At 36.5% G+C, this 19,298-nt stretch carries 14 protein-coding genes; 5 read left to right on the forward strand and 9 right to left on the reverse strand.

The features are described 5' to 3' along the window. Positions 1–23: 23 nt before the first annotated feature. Together AC4QJR_RS18600 and AC4QJR_RS18605 are read right to left on the reverse strand one after the other, a co-directional pair. Complete coding sequence (locus AC4QJR_RS18600) at positions 24–1,184, reverse strand: cation:proton antiporter (protein ID WP_496523829.1); 1,161 nt, start codon at positions 1,182–1,184, stop codon at positions 24–26. Between the two features lie 198 nt (positions 1,185–1,382). Then, on the reverse strand, positions 1,383–4,790 hold the full coding sequence (locus AC4QJR_RS18605; protein ID WP_496523830.1) for a hypothetical protein: 3,408 nt from the start codon (positions 4,788–4,790) through the stop codon (positions 1,383–1,385). Positions 4,791–4,986: 196 nt separating this feature from the next. Here AC4QJR_RS18605 and AC4QJR_RS18610 point away from each other — a divergent pair, with 196 nt between their 5' ends. Then, positions 4,987–5,463 (forward strand): hypothetical protein, encoded by a 477-nt coding sequence (locus tag AC4QJR_RS18610; RefSeq protein ID WP_098574976.1) that lies wholly within the window; start codon positions 4,987–4,989, stop codon positions 5,461–5,463. Positions 5,464–5,502: 39 nt separating this feature from the next. Here the strand turns inward: AC4QJR_RS18610 and AC4QJR_RS18615 are convergent, their stop codons facing one another. The 4 genes from AC4QJR_RS18615 to ltaS all read right to left on the reverse strand — a co-directional run bounded on the left by AC4QJR_RS18615 (position 5,503) and on the right by ltaS (position 9,269). Further along, the gene (locus tag AC4QJR_RS18615; RefSeq protein ID WP_496523831.1) at positions 5,503–6,015 is read right to left on the reverse strand and encodes an HD domain-containing protein; all 513 of its coding nucleotides are present in this window, start codon (positions 6,013–6,015) and stop codon (positions 5,503–5,505) included. A gap of 326 nt (positions 6,016–6,341) precedes the next feature. Beyond that, complete coding sequence (locus AC4QJR_RS18620) at positions 6,342–6,935, reverse strand: thermonuclease family protein (RefSeq protein WP_496523832.1); 594 nt, start codon at positions 6,933–6,935, stop codon at positions 6,342–6,344. After that, entirely contained in the window at positions 6,902–7,234 is a 333-nt protein-coding gene (locus AC4QJR_RS18625; RefSeq protein WP_496523833.1) for a hypothetical protein, read from the reverse strand. Before AC4QJR_RS18625 ends, AC4QJR_RS18620 begins: the two co-directional genes overlap by 34 nt. 85 nt (positions 7,235–7,319) lie before the next feature. Further along, a complete protein-coding gene (ltaS, locus tag AC4QJR_RS18630) occupies positions 7,320–9,269 on the reverse strand; it encodes a lipoteichoic acid synthase (protein ID WP_496523834.1) in 1,950 nt (649 codons plus the stop codon). Between the two features lie 446 nt (positions 9,270–9,715). Between ltaS and AC4QJR_RS18635 the strand changes: the two genes are divergently transcribed. Together AC4QJR_RS18635 and AC4QJR_RS18640 are read left to right on the forward strand one after the other, a co-directional pair. Beyond that, positions 9,716–9,895 (forward strand): hypothetical protein, encoded by a 180-nt coding sequence (locus AC4QJR_RS18635; RefSeq protein WP_098574979.1) that lies wholly within the window; start codon positions 9,716–9,718, stop codon positions 9,893–9,895. A gap of 84 nt (positions 9,896–9,979) precedes the next feature. Next, positions 9,980–10,159: an H-type small acid-soluble spore protein gene (locus AC4QJR_RS18640; protein WP_098574980.1), complete on the forward strand. Its 180-nt coding sequence runs from the start codon at positions 9,980–9,982 to the stop codon at positions 10,157–10,159. A 75-nt stretch (positions 10,160–10,234) separates the two neighbouring features. On the opposite strand, the gene AC4QJR_RS18645 is transcribed toward AC4QJR_RS18640, so the two are convergent. Further along, positions 10,235–11,386, reverse strand: a complete 1,152-nt coding sequence (locus AC4QJR_RS18645; RefSeq protein WP_251462282.1) for an acyl-CoA dehydrogenase family protein — start codon at positions 11,384–11,386, stop codon at positions 10,235–10,237. A 180-nt stretch (positions 11,387–11,566) separates the two neighbouring features. Between AC4QJR_RS18645 and AC4QJR_RS18650 the strand changes: the two genes are divergently transcribed. Both AC4QJR_RS18650 and AC4QJR_RS18655 read left to right on the forward strand, forming a co-directional pair. Next, the gene (locus tag AC4QJR_RS18650) at positions 11,567–13,063 is read left to right on the forward strand and encodes a nitrate/nitrite transporter (RefSeq protein ID WP_251462279.1); all 1,497 of its coding nucleotides are present in this window, start codon (positions 11,567–11,569) and stop codon (positions 13,061–13,063) included. A gap of 221 nt (positions 13,064–13,284) precedes the next feature. After that, a complete protein-coding gene (locus AC4QJR_RS18655; protein WP_496523835.1) occupies positions 13,285–14,586 on the forward strand; it encodes a NarK family nitrate/nitrite MFS transporter in 1,302 nt (433 codons plus the stop codon). A 61-nt stretch (positions 14,587–14,647) separates the two neighbouring features. Here AC4QJR_RS18655 and fdhF read toward each other — a convergent pair whose 3' ends face one another. Both fdhF and AC4QJR_RS18665 read right to left on the reverse strand, forming a co-directional pair. Then, positions 14,648–16,708, reverse strand: coding sequence for a formate dehydrogenase subunit alpha (gene fdhF, locus AC4QJR_RS18660; protein ID WP_496523836.1), 2,061 nt, complete (start codon positions 16,706–16,708; stop codon positions 14,648–14,650). A gap of 143 nt (positions 16,709–16,851) precedes the next feature. Then, positions 16,852–19,008 (reverse strand): PAS domain S-box protein, encoded by a 2,157-nt coding sequence (locus tag AC4QJR_RS18665; RefSeq protein WP_496523837.1) that lies wholly within the window; start codon positions 19,006–19,008, stop codon positions 16,852–16,854. Between the last annotated feature and the right edge of the window lie 290 nt (positions 19,009–19,298).

Genomic DNA, 19,298 nt, shown 5'->3' on the forward strand with positions numbered 1-19,298 from the left:
CTATTAATAAGTTTCTATTTATATTATGCGGTGTTTTTCATGGTTGTTCGTTTACTACTTTGGTTGAAAAAGAACTTCATCATTGGTGGTGTAACAATGGTTGTCACTAGTACAACAACTACTAATACAGCAAAAAGTTCCTCTGTGATTAATTTACTTTCTAAACCTATTGTGGCAATAATTAACGCAACCTCTCCACGTGAAACCATGGCTGCACCAATTCCTAGGGAGTTCTTCCAAGAAAAGCGTGCCATTTTTGCACCTGCTGCTGCACCAATTAATTTGGTTAAAATCGCAAGGATACTAAGGCCCAACATAAGTCCTAAATGTTGAGAGATTCCATCAAAACTTACTGACAAACCAATCGAAGTGAAAAATACTGGAACGAAAATAGAATAACTAATGGTCTCCACTTTCTTAAATATTTTATGTTTATAATCTGTCTGACCAATCGCAACCCCAGCGATATAGGCACCAATTATGCCCGCAACACCTGTTAATTCCGCAGCAAAAGAAAACAGGAAACATATAATTAATGCACCTGTGACAAGTGATTCTGTAACCTTTAGTGGAGCAAATTTCTTTAAAAGCCATGGTACAATCTTCCAAGCTACTAAAATAGCAACCGTGAAAAAGAGGACCTTTTTCATAATCATCATATTTATATTCACTTCGTCTCCAGCCATACTCATGAGGAAGGCTAAAGCAATGATCACAAGAACATCATCAATAACTGCTGCACCTAAAATTGTTGTCCCTTCTTTAGATTGAATCATATTTAACTCTTTCAATGCTTGAACAGAAATACTTACACTAGTTGCAGATAGTAATAATCCTAAAAATAATGCTTCGATGGTTGACATATTCAGCAAAATCCCCGTCAGATAACCAGCCAATAAAGGAACAATGATTCCGCTGATCCCTACAAAGGTTGATGCCTTCCAAGTCCGTCTAAATTCATGGATATCAGTCTCCAGCCCGGCGATAAACATTAACAAGATCACACCAATTTGGCTTAGGTCTGCAATGGTTTTCGTTTCTGAAATTAGCCCCAAGACCGCAGGTCCGATAATAACCCCAATTAATAACTTTCCTAAAACTGAAGGCTGGCCTAATTTAACACTAATATCACCAGCAATCTTTGAGGCAAATAAAATAATCGCTAATTCTAAAATTAATTCCATCCAATCCTCCTCCTTAAAAAAATAAAAGGGTCTGTGTTTTAACAGACCCTTTTTGAATACAAAAAAGCCCGTCAACCACGGGACATAGTAATCCCTTGGTGACAGGCTCCTCCAGATACAACAATTATTTTATTAAACTCATTATAACATTTTTTATATTATCAATCAATTAAAATTGAATTGAACGTTAGATCCCTTTTAATCCCATTTTTTCATTGTACCAATTACTTTCTCCTTGAGAACCATAATAAAAGTGGTTTCTCCTTTATTCGCTTTTTGTTTATTCCATTCATTAAAGCTGGCAACCGTAATTAAGATTAGGCCGGCAATTAATAAATAGAACCACCACGGCATATTCCCCCAGTACGGTCTTGTTTGCAGGAATACGTTTAATAATAAAACGCCAACTCCTACAAAGAAATATGATTTAATTTGTAAGAACATTCCTGCCATCAACGACAACAAGGAAAGTGTTCCGACAATGATTGCATCATAAATTGTGTTGCTCGCCAAACCATCTTGAATTAATAATAATGAAACGACGAGCAGGACCCCCCATTGAACAGCTTTTGTTATCTCCGCATATCGCCCCTTTAAACAACGTCGAATGAAAATTATCAATATTATAAAGGGAAGAACAACTACTTCCCGCTCCCATAATGCTGGTATATTAAGTTTAGCTATGATTGAATAATATGGTTGTATTAAATAGACTCCTCCAAGTATGGTCATTAAGACCGATAACCTTTCAGGCACTCTTTTTCTTTGCAGAAAAAAAGAAATGGCGATCAAAACACCCGGTATTGCACGACTCCAGATGAATGGATCCTCGAACATATACATAAGACTAAAAAACATGAATGAAACTAGTGTAAAACCATCTATTTTTATTTGCTGAATTTTTTGTCCATATTCAACTAGCTGTTTGTAAACCAATTGGCCTATTATCGAAAGAACAATTCCTGCCACTCCAGTGACAAGCAGTCTAGCAATATCACCTATGTCCCCCATATAAATAAATTCTACTGTAGCAATAAATACTAAAAATAATGGAACAATTCCTAAAACATCCCAGTGGATTTTATGCAAATAAACCACTGTTCCTAAAGCATAGGCAAGCGTAACAAGATATGGAAACAAATCAAACGGATAAGTAATCAACGTTAACACAATTCCAATTATTGAAAAAGGGACTAAATAGTAAGCAGTCCGTTTTTTATATTCATCGTTTGTGAAGAAAACAAACAAGAGAAGTAGCGCACTAGTAAACACAAACTCATAGTTTCCAAAAGATTGATTAATTATTAGCTCTTGGCCAGATGAAACTATAAAGAATACGGAAGTAAAACTCCCATAAAGAAAGGCTTTAATTTTCCATTCGACAGTCATCAACTTTGTGCTCATTGCATAGACAAACAACGCCAAGATAAAGCTGTAAATAGCGTCTGTCTGAAATGCGAACCATGTGAATAATAGCGTCAGTGGATAAATGCTGTGTCCTACCCAACCAAACGCAAATGATAGGTTCAAATCATTTTTCCGTAAGAGATAGGCGATCACCAGCATGATCACTGCACTAGTAGAAGTAATTAAAGAATGGATGGTATGACTTAAAGTAAAGGATAGCATAATCGCCTGGATGATTGAAAAATAGGAAATCAGTGCCATAATACTTACTAAAAAAGGAACCCACTTCGTACCAAGCTTTTTATACAAATAATAATACATTCCAATTCCAACTAACAAAATAAGCGGTTGAACCCAAACATGGTTTATGTGATTAAACAATGCTTGGAGGATGGCCACAGTATAAAGTGCATGGGATGTATACAAAGAGATTTTATCCAACCTCTTTTCCCCTACAGCTCTCCACACAAAACTAGATAATAAAACAAGGATGGCTGCGATAGCAAAATTAACTCCATACCCAAATTCTCTAAGATAAAAAGAAAAATTACTATTAATTTCTTCTCCAAAAGCAGCGATGGATAGACCAAGTAAACTAGGAGTAATCCATACAGCAGCTTCCTTTAGGAAAATCCTTGCTTCTCTCTTATAAACTAAATAGGAAGCAACCATAAGTAGGCATAAGAGAACACCTAATTCCCACCATAATAACAACGAAATAGCCATCATTATAGCAAGTACCATGACCGATAACCCAACATCTCTGGAGGCAGTCTGAATGTTCTTTACGTGCATTGAAAGTTGCGCAATACCTAAAATACTAAATAGGATAAACCCTGTAATAGATAATTGAAGAGCTAAATTTATTGCATCAAAAGGCTGGCTTAGTAATGCAATAATTTCATAAATGCTGGAGGCTGCAAAAACAGCGCTTAAATACGGAAATAACCTTCTTGAACCGTGCTGGGACAAATAAACAAAGTTAGCTGCAATGATAAAATAAGCGAGCATAAGAACTAACGACGGATTACCTGCACGCAGGAGAATTCCTTCGAGACTAATATAAATAAATGCCATTCCGGATATTATTGCACTTGTATATTGAAATACTTTATTTAATGAAAACTGGTTATTCAAAGCCCTTGGAACAAAGACCATTCCAAATCCGACCAGAGCATAAATGATCGCCCCAAAAGAATCCAGGAAACTGTGCTCAATTAACTGATAAGCACCGTAAACAATCATGATACTAAAAATGAAATGATATTCCTTTCTGCCGCTCACATACATCATTGATAAATATATAATCGCTGTTAATAGCAAATTGAAGCTGTATAAAACCTTGTTATCATAGAGAAAAAGCATAAATAGTGTACACAAAACGAGATTCACTTGGACATACGGGATAAATTCCTTCGTGAAAAGTTTGATTGATTCCCTATTCTTTAACTTATGATAAATAAAAATGAAGATGGCATTGAAAATCATCATACCCAGGTAGAAGAAATCAATTTTCAGATGGAAGCTAGCTAAAAGAAAGGCCATCCCTAGAGATACCGAAACAAAGGCGAACCAAACAAATAATCTTGATGCTAAGCTTTTTGCAAAAAAATAGTAAACAATAACTGGCAGCCAGCTGCCCAGCATTCCGAGTAAATAACGCCCTTCCCCATAAATTGATAAATAGGATCCCAATAGACCAAACCATCCCAAAGAGAGAATAAATATTGGTAAAAACAAACTACCTAAGACACTAAAGGCAAAAGCAGTTTTTTCTATTTTTAATATTTTTTTCGTTAGAAAGGCAATTCCATAAAATAAGATAGCAACAATTGCAATGGACCCACTTTTCATGAAATTTGTCATAGATTCCCAATTACTTGTAGCAACAAACAATCCTCCGATAAGTAAGAAGATTACTCCGATGTTTAATAACCACGTAATATTTCTTTCACGAATCTCTTCTGGTGTTCGTGTCTTCATCACTTTCGCAGGTTTTTTTGGCACTTGCGAATGGACTTGTAAGTTTTTTTCATTTATAGGAGGCTTTGTCTCCATTTCAATTAAATCTAAATGATATTGGTGATGTGCTCTTGAAACTATGTCGACTATTTCATTGGAAAGGTATCCCTCCTCTTTTAATGTGTATAACTCTTTTCTAAAAATTTTCCGATGCTCTTCTCGTATATTCAAATCCATAAAATCTCCCCACAATCATACAAAAATGTAAATTATACCATTTTTTCTTCATGGTGTAATTTTACACCATTTATGAATATTTTCCAATACATATTCAAAAAAACGTATTCATACGCGTCCTTTCGTAAAAAATTTTACCTTTGGGTAAAATATCTGTATGATGTAAGAGGATTTACTTAAATAGACGGAGGAAACTATGCTTACATATAATGAAAAATTAGCGATTATCGAATCATTTCCTGAATTGGAACGAAAAAATGTTTCACTAGGACGAGTCAATTTTCAGTTCGAAGGCAGTGTCTCAGATAAGAAAAACATTGTTTATCACTTACACCCAAACGGGAATGGATTTATTTATGCTGGACAGTTGGACAATTATGATTCGGATGAAAAAGGAATGGTCAATATCCGTGATTACTCCGAAGACCAACTCCGTAAATTGTTAAAACAATCGATTCAATCTCTATCTCCAGTAGAAAAAACAGCTGCAGAAGAAGCGATTATTGGAGATTCAAACGAAGAGCGTTGGGTAGATAGTGAAAATAGTGTGCTAATTCTAGTGGAAGAAAATGAATCCTGGAATATCTATTACGGGTTAAACCTGGATGCAACCTTTGATACCTATGAGGAAGCTGAGATGTTTTTAAAAGAGGAAGGTTTTTCAAGGCAGTAAATGAATGAAACATGGCGGTGCATGTGCACCGCCATTACTTTATATACATTCATTGTCGATCCATTCGTCTAAGCGGATAATGCTTTGTTTGGCTCGTTCATATTCAATCGTCCGATAATGATGCATTCCGCCCTCTTCTTCATCCTTTTCATCGGCCCATTTAACAATTTGCTGTAATGGCGTTCGAACAATATCGTTGGATGGCAAAAATGAGTCGGTATGAAACAAAATAGCAAGTGCGATTGTCTTGGCTTTGATTGGATTCTCCCCAAGGCGAATCAAGAGCTTATGAGCCCTTTCCGCCCCTTTGATTGGGTGAATATCATTTTGTTTGTATAAGTCATAATCCCATTTTCCATTTTTATACCATGTATAATGACCCATGTCATGAAGGAGTCCTGCTTTTGCAGCAATGTCCACATCCAGTTGATGATCCTTCCCAAGTTGAAAAGCATGGTAGGCAACCGCAATCGCATGGGCAAGACCTGAACGATTCAAATATTTTTGGGCAATATGATGTTCAAATATATTCAATAAGGTAACGTCTCTCATGCGATCTCTCCTAACTTTTTTAAAATAATATATTTTATTTATTATATGCTAACAATTGGTGCATGGCTATTTTTTTATTATTAGGCTGTGTTAAACTAGTCTGTTGATTTCCGTTCCAGGCACTTCGCTTTCCGCGGGCGTGCCGGGGAGCCTCCTCAGCGCTTTTAGCGCCTGCGGGGTCTCCCCTGCCCCGTACTCCCGCAGGAGTCTTCGTGCCTGGAACGAAGGTCAACAGAGTACCAAAATCTACATTATTCTTTAACACAGCCTATTATTAAAAAGCAGCAAGCATGTAAATGCCTGCTGCTGCCTATAACCAAATTATTTTAACGCTTGGACTTCCGATAGCCTTGATCCTGTGCTTCTTTTTCTGAACAGAACCAGACGATATTGTCTGTGGTGGATTCGTAAAAACTACCACCAGGTACATGATAAATATGGGAATTAGCATTCCCTTTAATTTTCCCTTTACAATCCAAGTTAGTTTCTTGATCATCATTTGGGTTTTTTTCATAACTTTTTCCAGATGATGTGTTTGGATTTGACTTTTTTTCATCAGCGCTCTTAGTATTATCAGTGCTATAACCATCCTCTTGGGCATAATTTTCAATGGACCAAATGCCTATACCCTTTTTTTGTGCTTTCTTTTGGATCGCATAAAATTCATCAACATATTGAGTATTGGGTGCATAGATATAGGCTACTCGTGCAAGTCCTTCCTCAAGCAGCATTTCATTAAACATTTTTCCATTTACATAAATATAAGCAAGTAACCGACCATATTTATCCCGTCCCTCACCAATTCCAGGTTCTATTTCGACTTTTGTACCGACAGCGAGAATCTTCTTAGTATACTCAGACGCTTCCGGTCCAAATGGTTGAACACCTAATCGGGGGTGGTGTGTCTCTGGTGTATCCACACAGAGCATTCTGACCTTTCGACGGTCCCATTAAGATTAATCTCAACGGTATCCCCATCGACATTCTTTACAATGGTAGCAGGAAGCAATTTCTTATGAGCAGTTTTCTGCTCTGGGACTTCTAATTGAGAAGGTGAAGAATCACTCGTTTCATTCGTATTCACTTCTTTATTCTTTATAGGAGAAGTCGGTTTTGTGTCATTCTTATCCTTTAAGGTTTCGCTATCATTACATCCAGTGAGAATAATAGCGATAATGACGAGTAATGAAATGATTAATTGGTAAAGTTTCTTGTACATCGCAAGTTCCCCTTAATGTTATTTCCTATAATTTTTGCAGCAAAAGAAAAAGAGAGAAGTATCGCTTCTTCTCTCTTTAACAGTGTTATTCACCTGATGTCTCAGTGTCACCTTTTGGACCTAAATATTCATAATCGTTAGGGTTAATTGGTGTGTAACCTTCTGGCTTATAGAAACGTAGTAAGTCTTTGTAAACAATCTCATCAGACATATTAAGTTCCATATTGACTTTGCTATCTACATCCTTACATGTAGTATTATCCTCTAATAATTCACCCGTTGCAGAAGAATAGCATTTCTCATTAATCTGGATGGCATTTGAAGTTACAAAATCACCATTTCTAAATAATGCCCAATTACGGTGTTGTTTAGAAAGTAAATCTGAACCAAATTCCATATAATCTTTCGTATCTATACCTAATAAATGAAGAACGGTTGGACGAACGTCGACTTCCCCGCCAACTTGGTGTTGTATACCGCCTTTCACACCAGGTACATGAATAAATAATGGAACACGCTGTAATTTTGCATTAATTGCAGGAGTGATTTCGTCTACACCCATAACCTTTGCCATTGCATCGTTATGGTTTTCAGAAATGCCGTAATGGTCACCATACATAACAATAATGGTATTATCATACAAACCGTTTGCTTTTAAATCATTAAAGAATTGCTCGAACGCCTGATCCATATAGTTTGCCGATTGGAAATATTGGTTTACAACCGTATCTCCATAATCACCAGCAGGAAAATTTGTATCCTCTGGATCCATTTCAAAAGGAAAATGATTGGACAATGAAATGAACTTTGTATAGAACGGCTGCTTTAAGCTTTCAAGTAATGGGATAGATTCCTTAAAGAAAGGCTTATCTTTCATTCCATAGTTTTTTGTATTTTCATCTGACATGCTATAGTACTCTGCATCAAAGAATTTATCATAGCCAAAAGCTTTATAGATCACATTTCGATTCCAGAATGTTTTATAGTTACCATGTAATACTGCAGAACTATATCCTTGTCCTTTTAAAATCGATGGCATAGCTTGATACGTGTTTTGGGCTTTGTTAACAAAAACTGCACCTTGTGCCATTGGATAAAGTGAGTTTTCCATTAAGAATTCGGCATCCGATGTTTTTCCTTGACCTGTTTGATGATAGAAATTATCAAAATAGAAGGTATTTTTATCATGTGTCAATGAATTTAAAAATGGTGTTACTTCTTGTCCGTTAGGCATTTTATAATTAATCATAAAACTTTGAAAGGATTCCATAGAAATATAAATTACATTCATACCCTTAGCTTTACCAAAGTATTTTGGGTTTGGGGCAGCATAATTTGCTTTACGGTAGTTCTCCACATCTGTAATATCACTGCTATCAGCCAACGCACGCTGACTAGAGGACTTAATATTTTGGATAACATCATAGATAGTAAAGTTGTACGCCCCAAGGTATTTTACTAAATAATTTCGGTCAAAAGATCGTGACAGTAGTTGTGGACGATCCTTTTCCGCTAAACCTAAATTAAATAGAAAAGTAGTGATTGAAAATAATAGAACAATTTTATAGGTTTTTCTGTTCGATACCGTTACTTTTTTGAAGACTGTTAATGCTAATGCAATTAATATAAACATGTCTGTAAAATAAAAAATATCAAAAGGAGACATTAACGAAAGTGCACTGTCACCAAGCTGACCAGCATTCGTTTTGGTTTGCATCAACACTGGCACCGTAATGAAATCATTAAAGAAGCGATAATAGGCGATATTCGCATACAATAAGAATGATAAAAGGAAGTTAATTAAAATCATAATTAACTTTGAACGCTTCTTAAACAGCAGTGCTATACCAAAGAAGAAAAGTGCTGAACTTAAAGGATTTATCAAAAGTAGAAACTTTTGTAAATTATTTTCAATACCTAAGTTAAATTCAATTTGATATGCTGCATATGTTTTGATCCAAAATAAAACAACTGCAGCCGCAAAAAATGTAATATGACTATTTTTTAATGTTTTAGGTAGTCTAATTTTATTCATTTAAAAATTTCTCCCCTCACTTACCAATTAAGCTCCGGTAAACGAACCTCAATTACTATATCACATTTCTTCTCAAAATAAAAACAAAAATCATGTTATATCTTCCAATTCTTATCAACATAAATCTACATTATTTGCTGATACCTTAGCCATTTTTAAATTGGTCATTTCTATTTCTATGTTATTTATTTGTTGGACATGACTATTTTCAGGTCCTCATTTATATAAGACGAATAAGTCTTATTTTAGTTTCAAATTTTTATTTAATACGTGATACGTTCCATTAAGTTTCCATTTCTACATATATTAAACCTGAATGAATTTGGGAGCAATATGAATTTAGCCTTATCTTGTACAAAAAAGGAGCAATGTTTACTTGAATGAACTTTGTAAACATTGGAAAGTATATACACAGAGGAAAGAAGAAAATTTAGAAGGAGAATCCGATGCCCAGAATAAGGCCTGACTTTACAAAGAGCCCATATTTTGTTGATGAACCAGGAAATTGGCATTTAAAGCCTGGTGCACCGAAGGAAATGCAGATAGAACTCAATCATTATCTAAATAGCCTGGAAGAGGTTGATGAGCCAGGAACGATCAATGGTGTACATATTGACTACCCTTAGAATGAAAAATTGCCCACTAAATAATAGAAGAATGCGAATGAAAACCTTTTTGAATTACCTAATAAATGACTAGGAGTGAATCACATGCATATTAACCGAGTTAAGCAGATTTTGTCTTCTTCAGCAGATATCGAAGTCAAGTATAATGGTGCATCAGTATGGATTGATCAATTAAATGAAGACGGGCATACTGCCACAGTTCATTTACGCGGTCCATTGGAAGAACGATCAACTGTTGACATTGGAGAGTTAGTAGAAGAATAAATTTTTTGGTGAGTGGTGTGAAATCAAATAACGATTTTTTTATACACAATAAAAAGGCAGGATAGGATTCCTGCCTTACTCCATGTTTTGGATACTATGCTTTGCTAATAATTGTAGAGTCATGTCATCCATCGGAGGATTATGAAGTCCGGCTCTTACATCCCGATAATATCTTTGCAATGGATTACTTAATGAAAGACTTTTTGCTCCCACGATACGCATGGCTAAGTCAACAATTTCAATAGCTAGATTGGTCACAGTTAATTTAGCTGCCCCTAAATGAGCGCCCATTTTTTCTCTATCCTCAGTGTTTGAAGAATCCCACTGTTTAGACGCCCCATATAAAAAGTACTCGGACTGCATGACCTTTAGTTCCATCTCACCCAGTTTTTGTTGTACATTTGGTAAATCGATGATCGGCCCTACGATACTATTAGGAGAATACTCCTTTGCAAATTGAATAGCATAAGTTTGGGCGGCTTTTGCTATACCAAGATAACAAGCTGGTATATGTAAGAGCCATCCATTCACTTTTCTTCCTGTGGTACTAAACTCTTCGACAAGATTTTCAGCTTCCACAAAACAATCCTCAAGAATTAAGTCATGACTGCCTGTCCCTCTTAAAGAGATACTGTCCCATGTTTCTTCAATCATTATCCCTTTTGACGTTCGAGGGATTAGAAAATTTGCCACTTCATCTGTATCTTTAATGGTCGCACTAACGATAAAGTAATCAAGGACAGGAGACATCGTCGTAAACGTTTTTCTTCCATTAATATTCCAGCCACTCTTACACTTTTCCGCTGTTGTTTCCGGTCTTCCACCCCGAGTAGGACTACCTGTTTTCGGTTCGCTTTGAGCACTATTTATTAATGCACCTTTCTTCACCTGTTCACAAATTTCCTTAAAGACAGGCTCCTTCCATGAGTTTTTTTCATTGAGATTCATGATAATGCCCATATGCCATCCGATGGAAAGAGCAGTTGCCCCATCACCTTCGGCTATCTTTTCTTGGAGTCGAATGAGTTCGTAAAGTGCAATTTCCTGTCCGCCATACCTAGAGGGGACAGTTAATGTAGTGTATCCAGAATTTTTAAGGTCCAGAATATTTGCATAAGGAAAGGCGCCCTCAATGTCTATTTGATGTGCACGCATTTTAAACTGTTTCGAAAGGCTACTCATAAGTTCAATTCGTTCATCCAATGTTCGTTTTTCAAGAAAATTCATTATCTATCTCTCCCATTAAAAATATTTGTGTCAAATGTGTGTCATACCTCACTGAAAGTCAAATGCTCGTTGTTCTATAATACAAGAAGAAAAATCTTCCATGCCTATGAACATATTTCTTAATATATAACGTAAGATTGAGGAAATAATAAGATGGCATGGGAATTAAAGGAGGATTTTATGAAACAAGGATCAAAACAACTTTTTATACAAACTGGAAGCCTTGTAGCTGGTTTTATGGTTTGGGTACTTATATCATCACTTATGCCTTTTATAAAAGTAGATATTCAACTTACTTCCTCACAAATTGCATGGGCAACTGCTGTCCCTGTTATCCTTGGCTCACTTCTCCGTGTGCCGATTGGCTATTGGACAAATCGCTATGGTGCTCGACTTTTATTTACAATTAGTTTCATTATACTACTTATTCCTATTGCATTGTTAAGCTATGCAAATTCCTTGAGTACGCTTATCATTGGCGGGTTATTACTTGGGATTGGAGGTGCAGTCTTTTCTGTTGGTGTAACTTCTCTTCCAAAATATTATGAGAAATCAAAGCATGGGTTTATTAATGGAATATACGGAGCAGGTAATATTGGAACCGCCATTACTTCCTTTTCAGCACCTGTTCTTGCTACCGCATATGGTTGGAGAAATACGATAAAAATCTATCTGCTCGTCGTGCTTCTCTTTGCCCTTTTAAATTTTATATTAGGGGATAGAAAGGAACGAAAAGTAAACATTTCCTTACCTGACCAAATCAAAGAGGTGTATAAAAATCCTAAACTATGGTTTTTAAGTTTATTTTATTTTATCACGTTTGGTTCCTTCGTAGCCTTCACCATTTATTTACCATCGTTCTTAGTCAATCACTTTCAATTGGATAAAGTGGATGCAGGACTTCGAACAGCCGGTTTTATTGCCTTAGCCACAATTTTTAGACCAATAGGGGGATGGTTAGGCGATAAAATTAATCCGTTTCTTATTTTAATGGCTGTTTTCTTTAGCCTAACTTTTGCAGGATTTCTATTGTCATTTACTCCCTCGCTGCCAATTTATTCATTTGGCTGCTTATTAGTTGCTTTCTTTGCAGGGATTGGAAATGGGGCGATCTTTAAATTAGTCCCATTATATTTTTCAAAGCAAGCTGGAATTGTGAATGGTATTGTTTCAGCCATGGGGGGACTTGGTGGTTTTTTCCCTCCAGTTATTCTTACCATACTTTTTAATTGGACTGGACATTATGCTATAGGGTTCATGTCCCTCTCGGAGTTTTCTTTAGCAAGTCTGGTTATAGTAGTTTGGCTATATTACCAAGATAAGTTAGATATTTCTGCTAAGATTGTTAATCATGCTTTAGACGGTATTTGTGTAACCGATGTTCACGGAATCATTCAAAGTGTAAATCCTGCATTTACGAAAATTACCGGATATAGTCAGGCCGAAGTCGTAGGTAAAACCCCAAGTGTACTTCAATCCGGGGAACATGGGCATGAATTTTACAATCAAATGTGGGAGAGTCTAAAGACCAATGGCGTTTGGGAAGGGTACATTTGGAATAAACGTAAAAATAATGAAATTTACAGAGAATGGCTTACCATTACGGCCATTAAAGATGACGTTGGAGAAACAAAAAACTATGTAGGTATGTTTTATGAGGATAATGAAAAATCCTAAATAAGCATAACAAAAGGAGACCTTCCGTGTGTGGAAGGTCTCCTTTCGTTATGCTTAGGATCAAATTATTACAACTTTTTGTCATCCGCCTTGAGTTCACAGTTCGTTCACCATTTTTGTGACGTACGTCACAAATTTCATGTTACCATCTGATTTATATTAATAACACAAACACAAATACTTTGAAAATAAAAATTAAAGCACTTTAGGGGGAATAAATAATGGCCCGAATTAATTACTGGAACCCAGAAGATGAAAAGTTCTGGAAAGCAGAAGGAAAAAAACATGCACGTCGAAATTTATGGATTTCCGTACCATCATTGATGATCGCATTTATTGTCTGGCAAATTTGGTCCGTGGTTGCTGTTAGGCTTAACGACATTGGCTTCCATTTTACTGAAGAACAACTCTTTACACTTGCAGCTGTGCCTGGTTTGGTTGGTGCAACACTTCGTTTTGTTTATACATTCGCTGTTGGCTCAATTGGTGGTAAGAACTGGACTGTGATTTCAACAGCTGTCTTAGCCATTCCTGCGATTGGAATCGGTTTTGCAGTTCAGAATCCGGAGACACCATTTTCAATCATGTTGTTACTAGCAGCTCTTTGTGGTCTTGGCGGTGGAAATTTCTCATCCTCTTCAGCGAATATTAGCTTTTTCTTTCCCAAGAAAGAAAAAGGAACAGCACTTGGTATTAATGGTGGTTTAGGTAACATGGGGGTATCTGTTGTTCAATTTGTTACACCGTTAATTGTTACTTCAGGAACTTTTGCACTAGTCGGCAGCAATCAAGTGTTAGCAAATGGTGAGAAAGTTTGGTTACAAAATGCAGCATTTATCTGGGTTATTCCAATTGTAATTTTAACAATACTAGCTATGTTTAAAATGGATAATGTTCCTGGTGCAAAACAATCTGTAGCGGATCAATTTGTCATCGTAAAACGTAAACACACTTGGATAATGACAGCTCTTTATATAGCAACATTTGGTTCATTCATTGGCTATTCAGCGGCTTTCCCGCTCCTTTTAAGATCACAATTTCCTGAGCATATTTCACTTGCCTTCCTTGGAGCCTTAGTAGCAGCGGCGGCAAGACCTGTAGGCGGCTGGTTGGCTGACAAACTCGGTGGTGCAAAGGTGACCTCATATGTTTTAGTTATCATGGGAATTGGCGCAGCGGGGGTTATTTACTTCCTAAATGGCAAACAGTTTGCTGGATTCTTAGTAGCTTTCTTAGTACTTTTCATTGCTTCTGGAATTGGTTCAGGTTCAACGTTCCAAATGATTCCTAACCTGTTTATTCCGAAAGAAGCCGCACCAGTTATTGGCTTTTCAGCAGCATTTGCAGCTTATGGATCATTCTTTATACCAAAGTTATTCGGATGGTCAGTTAACGCTACTGGCACACCAGTTACTGCTTTTTACTTCTTTATCGGTTTTTATGTTATATCCTTTGTGCTTAACTGGTATTTTTATCAAAGGAAAGCAACTGCAGCTAAAGCTCTTACACAGCAAGTCGGGTAATCCCGGCTTGTTTTTTATATAATAAAGACGCAGTTACAAAACTGCGTCTACAATAGTTTATTTAGATTTTTTCAATTGCAACTGCGCATGCTTTGTATTCGGCGGTTCCTGAAATAGGGTCGTATTCATTTAATGTTAATACATTTGTTGGTGTCTCACTCCAGTGAAAACTCATAAAGACTAAGCCTGGTACCACCTGTTCTGTAACCTTTGCCTTTACCTCAAGTTCCCCTCTTCGTGAACGAACCCTGACCACTTCTCCATCAATAATTCCTAGAGCTGCTGCATCAGAAGGAGAGATATCTAGGGTCTCTTCCGTTTGTTTCACCTTTACACCCGAAGCATAATGACGAGTCTGAGAATGGGTATTATAAGATTCATAGCGACGGCCTGTCGTTAGTGTAAATGGATAGTCATGATCTGGTAACTCTAACGGAGCTGTGTAATCTACCGGAACAAATGGTGATTTTTTCGTTGGCACTTCATGCTGATGGAACCTCTCATGCATGATAAAAGTTCCAGGATGACTTTCGTCCGGACATGGATAGTGGATGCTATACTCTTTTTCGAGCCTCTCGTAAGAGATACCACCATACATCTCCCAAGCAAGTTTCCTTACTTCATCCCAAATCTCTTCACTATTTTTATAGGTTATCGGATAACCCATAATTGTGGATAATTCACAAAGGATTTCCCAATCCTCTTTCACATTTGGATGTGCCTCAATTGCTTTGCGAACCCTTTGAATTCTTCGATCTGTGTTGGTATAAGTACCGTCTACTTCTCCCCATGAACGAGCTGGTAAAACAACATCTGCCATTTTGGCTGTTTCGGTCATGAAAATATCTTGAACAACTAACAAATCTAATTTCTCAAGCAATTTTTTCGTATGGTTCATATGAACATCGGCAAGTAGAGGATTTTCACCAATAATATATAGTGCCTTTAGTTCACCCATTTCTAAGCGGTCAAATGTACGCGTTTGTGTATCGCCTGCTTGCGGATTTAATTCGACTCTCCATTCTTTTTCATATCGGCTACGGAATTCGTCATTTGCTAAACTCATTGCTCCAGCTAATTGGTTTGGCAGGCATCCCATATCCCCAGCACCTTGGACATTGTTCTGGCCCCTTAATGGCATAATTCCAGTTCCTGGTTTTCCAATATTTCCGGTTAATAAAGCAAGATTGGCGATATCAAATACATTATTAACACCACAGTGATGCTCTGTAATACCAAGTGTATATGCTATCATTGAACAGCTTGCTGAAGCATACTCCCTAGCTGTAGCGACAATATCTTCTGATTGCAAACCAGTAATGCTTGCAGCAAATTCAGGAGTATATGGTTCAACTTGTTTTTCAAGTTTCTCAAAGTCGACCGTAAATTGTTTAATAAACTCAGGATTATATAAGCCTTCTTTCAGGATAATTCGAATAAATGCATTGATCAGTGCAATATCTGTACCGACATTAATTTGCAGATGACGGTGCGCAACTTTCACCATATCTATCCTTCTTGGATCAATAACGATTATTTTCAGGCCGGCTTTTGCCGCCTTTTTAATGCGATTAGCGATAATTGGATGTGCCTCTGTTGTATTCGACCCCATTAAAAGCAGCACCTCTGCCCGCTCAAAATCTTCCAGAGTATTTGTTGGGAAACCGCTTCCAAAAACAGTTGCCAGACCGGCAACGCTAGGAGCGTGTCAGGTTCGATTGCAGCCATCAATATTATTACTCTGGATGACCGTTCTCATGAATTTTTGTGTTATATAATTGGATTCATTTGTACTCCGTGCACAAGCAAACATAGATATTGCATTTGGTCCCCATGATGTTTTGATGCTTAATAATTTAGTGGCAATGTATTGATAGGCTTCATCCCACGTCGTTTCAACCAACTTACCAGCTTTACGAATTAATGGGGTTGTTAATCTATTCTTAGCATGGACATATTCATAGGCAAATGCACCTTTTACACATGTTTGTCCTTTGTTGACAGGTGCATCCTTATCACCACGAATTTTCATGATTCGGTTGTCTTGAACTTCAAGGACTAGGCCACATCCCGTTCCACAATATCCGCAGATCGCTTTGACTAAATTAGAATCTCCCAACATGTTCACTCCTCTATAAAAAGCATTGTAACTATATAATAATAATAATCTATATATTTTAATTGTAGATTCTTTTTTCGCAATATATGTGTCTATTTTTTGAAAAATTGAGTAATAAAAAAACGAGAGAATCGTTCTCCCGTTTTTTAAGCAGTTTTGGCAGGCAGTAAGATATTAAAGGTGGTCCCTTTATTAGGTTCGCTTTCTACAAAGACCTTCCCATTATGACTTTCAATGATTTTGAAGCTCACCATTAATCCTAAACCGTTCCCGTTCTTCTTCGTTGTATAAAACGGCTCGCCAAGTTTCTTTAATTTCTCCTTAGAAATGCCCACACCTGTATCTTGAATAGAAATTTGAACATTATTATCGTGGATGATTGTTTTTACATGTAGTTCCCCGCCGTCTGGCATAGCTTCAATTCCATTTTTGATGAAATTTAAAAATACCTGTTTTAAACGATTCTCATCACATTCAATTTGAATAATTTCCTGATTGCAATCAAATGTTAAACCGACATTTTTCTTTCTTGCTTCAAATTCAAGCAATGAGACAACATTCTTAATTACAGGAACTACATTCTTTTCTTCTAATTCCACTGCTTTTGGCTTTGCTAATACCATAAAGTCCTCAACTATAGTATTAACTCGTTCAATTTCATCGAGAATAATGCTTAAAAACTCAATTCGCTCGGGGTCCTTTTCATCCAGCTGTAAAAATTCCGCGTATCCCTTCATTGAAGTGAGTGGATTACGAATTTCGTGGGCAACACCCGCAGCTAATTGACCAACCGCAGCCAATTTATCCTGCCGATGGAGGATTTCCTCAGATTTCTTCCGTTCGGTTATGTCATTTCGGATGGCAAGATATTGATATGGCTTTCCTTGATCATTTAAAAAGGGCACAATCGTTGTGTCCACCCAATAATAAGTACCATCCTTTGCTTTATTTCTTATTTCACCCTTCCATACTCCTCCAGAACCAATGGTCTTCCAAAGATCTTTGAAAAATTCTTTTGAATGGAAACCTGAATTTAAAATATTATGGTCTCTGCCAATTATTTCTTCCCGCTTGTATTTCGAAATCTCACAGAATTTTTCATTAACACTGGTGATAACTCCTTTTGCATCCGTAAATGCAACAATCGAGGATTGGTCAAGTGCAAATTTTATATCAACATTCTCTTTAACGGTTTCTTTCAGATGGCCTTCAGCCCTTTTTCTGTCCGAAATATCCGAGCGAATTGCAACATATTGGACAGGTTTCCCTTTTTTATTCAAAAAAGGCACAATCGTGGTATCAACCCAATAAAAAGACCCATCCTTGGCTTTATTACGGATTTCTCCACGCCAAATCTTTCCTGACCGAATCGTGGACCATAAATCTTTAAAAAATTCTTTAGAATGGTAACCAGAATTTAAGATCCGGTGATTCTGACCCAGAATTTCTTCTTTTGTATACTTGGAAATCTCTTCAAACTTATCATTTACAAAGATAATCGTTCCATGAGGGTCTGTTATTGCAACAATGGTCGAGGCATCGAGAGCAGCTTTAATGTCCTTTAGGTTTGCATCGGATGTTACAAGTTGTTTACTAATTAATGTACTTGATGCAATTAGCCCTCCAATAATGAGAATAGTCAAGAATAATACCAAATAAATAAAAAAGGGACTATCTGCACTTGACCCATTCAGCCTATCACTTATTGACGTGTTCAAAGCTCGAGTCAATAGAAAATGACCTTCAATAATAGCTAACGACATAATAATCGCACTAATTGGTTTTAACCAAACCTGGTTATTTCGAGTAAAACTTTTCGAAGAAGAAATAATCCATAATGAGAATAAAAAAGAAGCAAAGATTAAAAGCCCTGAAAAAAGAAGCAATATTACGTGATATTTTATAACAACATTCATGGCATATAAACCGATTAGATGGGTTGCAACTACGGCCATCGTTAGAAATAAACTTCCTAAGATCAAATGATAAAACATCATTCGTTTTCCTAATAATGATAGGAAGGCCATGCCTGTGAATGCTAACCCGATGATTATTGACAAAATCGTTAGTGGAATATGATAACTGGCAAACCTGTTTGTATCTTCGGAAATAAGTCCAATAAAATTCATGATCCAAATCCCGATACCTATTGAAAATGTGCCACCTAGGAACAGATGTGGCTGATTTTTTTCTGTAGACTTTATTAAAGTAAAAATATCTAATGCTGTAAAAGATGCCATGATGGTTAAACCAATGGCAATTATGATGAAATACGGTTGAAAAGTCCCTACCACTGCATTCATTTACGAGCATCCCTCCATATCTATAGCTTTTCTACTATGATTGTAATGGAATGAGAATTGTTATGGAAGTACAAAATTCACATGAACCTTCAATTTCCTATTATTTTAACCTACACATCTCCAATCCATGAATGAGTAAATGGATGAATGAACATTTATGTGATAAAAGATTTTTTTAAAAAAAAGGCTGATTTTTCAAAAAAAAGTCTACACATTTTAATAAATTTAGTCTATACTGTACTATAACAAGAACGAAATAAATAAACTGTATCAATAAAGGAGGAGTTTTA

The sequence above is a fragment of the Neobacillus sp. BP17 genome (assembly GCF_059579525.1).

What these genes read in the sequence shown, in the direction of transcription:
- AC4QJR_RS18600 (WP_496523829.1), bottom strand. Translation starts at nt 1,184, where the DNA reads ATGGAATTAATTTTAGAATTAGCGATTATTTTATTTGCCTCAAAGATT.
- AC4QJR_RS18605 (WP_496523830.1), bottom strand. Translation starts at nt 4,790, where the DNA reads ATGGATTTGAATATACGAGAAGAGCATCGGAAAATTTTTAGAAAAGAG.
- AC4QJR_RS18610 (WP_098574976.1), top strand. Translation starts at nt 4,987, where the DNA reads ATGCTTACATATAATGAAAAATTAGCGATTATCGAATCATTTCCTGAA.
- AC4QJR_RS18615 (WP_496523831.1), bottom strand. Translation starts at nt 6,015, where the DNA reads ATGAGAGACGTTACCTTATTGAATATATTTGAACATCATATTGCCCAA.
- AC4QJR_RS18625 (WP_496523833.1), bottom strand. Translation starts at nt 7,234, where the DNA reads ATGTACAAGAAACTTTACCAATTAATCATTTCATTACTCGTCATTATC.
- ltaS (WP_496523834.1), bottom strand. Translation starts at nt 9,269, where the DNA reads ATGAATAAAATTAGACTACCTAAAACATTAAAAAATAGTCATATTACA.
- AC4QJR_RS18635 (WP_098574979.1), top strand. Translation starts at nt 9,716, where the DNA reads ATGCCCAGAATAAGGCCTGACTTTACAAAGAGCCCATATTTTGTTGAT.
- AC4QJR_RS18640 (WP_098574980.1), top strand. Translation starts at nt 9,980, where the DNA reads ATGCATATTAACCGAGTTAAGCAGATTTTGTCTTCTTCAGCAGATATC.
- AC4QJR_RS18645 (WP_251462282.1), bottom strand. Translation starts at nt 11,386, where the DNA reads ATGAATTTTCTTGAAAAACGAACATTGGATGAACGAATTGAACTTATG.
- AC4QJR_RS18650 (WP_251462279.1), top strand. Translation starts at nt 11,567, where the DNA reads ATGAAACAAGGATCAAAACAACTTTTTATACAAACTGGAAGCCTTGTA.
- AC4QJR_RS18655 (WP_496523835.1), top strand. Translation starts at nt 13,285, where the DNA reads ATGGCCCGAATTAATTACTGGAACCCAGAAGATGAAAAGTTCTGGAAA.
- AC4QJR_RS18665 (WP_496523837.1), bottom strand. Translation starts at nt 19,008, where the DNA reads ATGAATGCAGTGGTAGGGACTTTTCAACCGTATTTCATCATAATTGCC.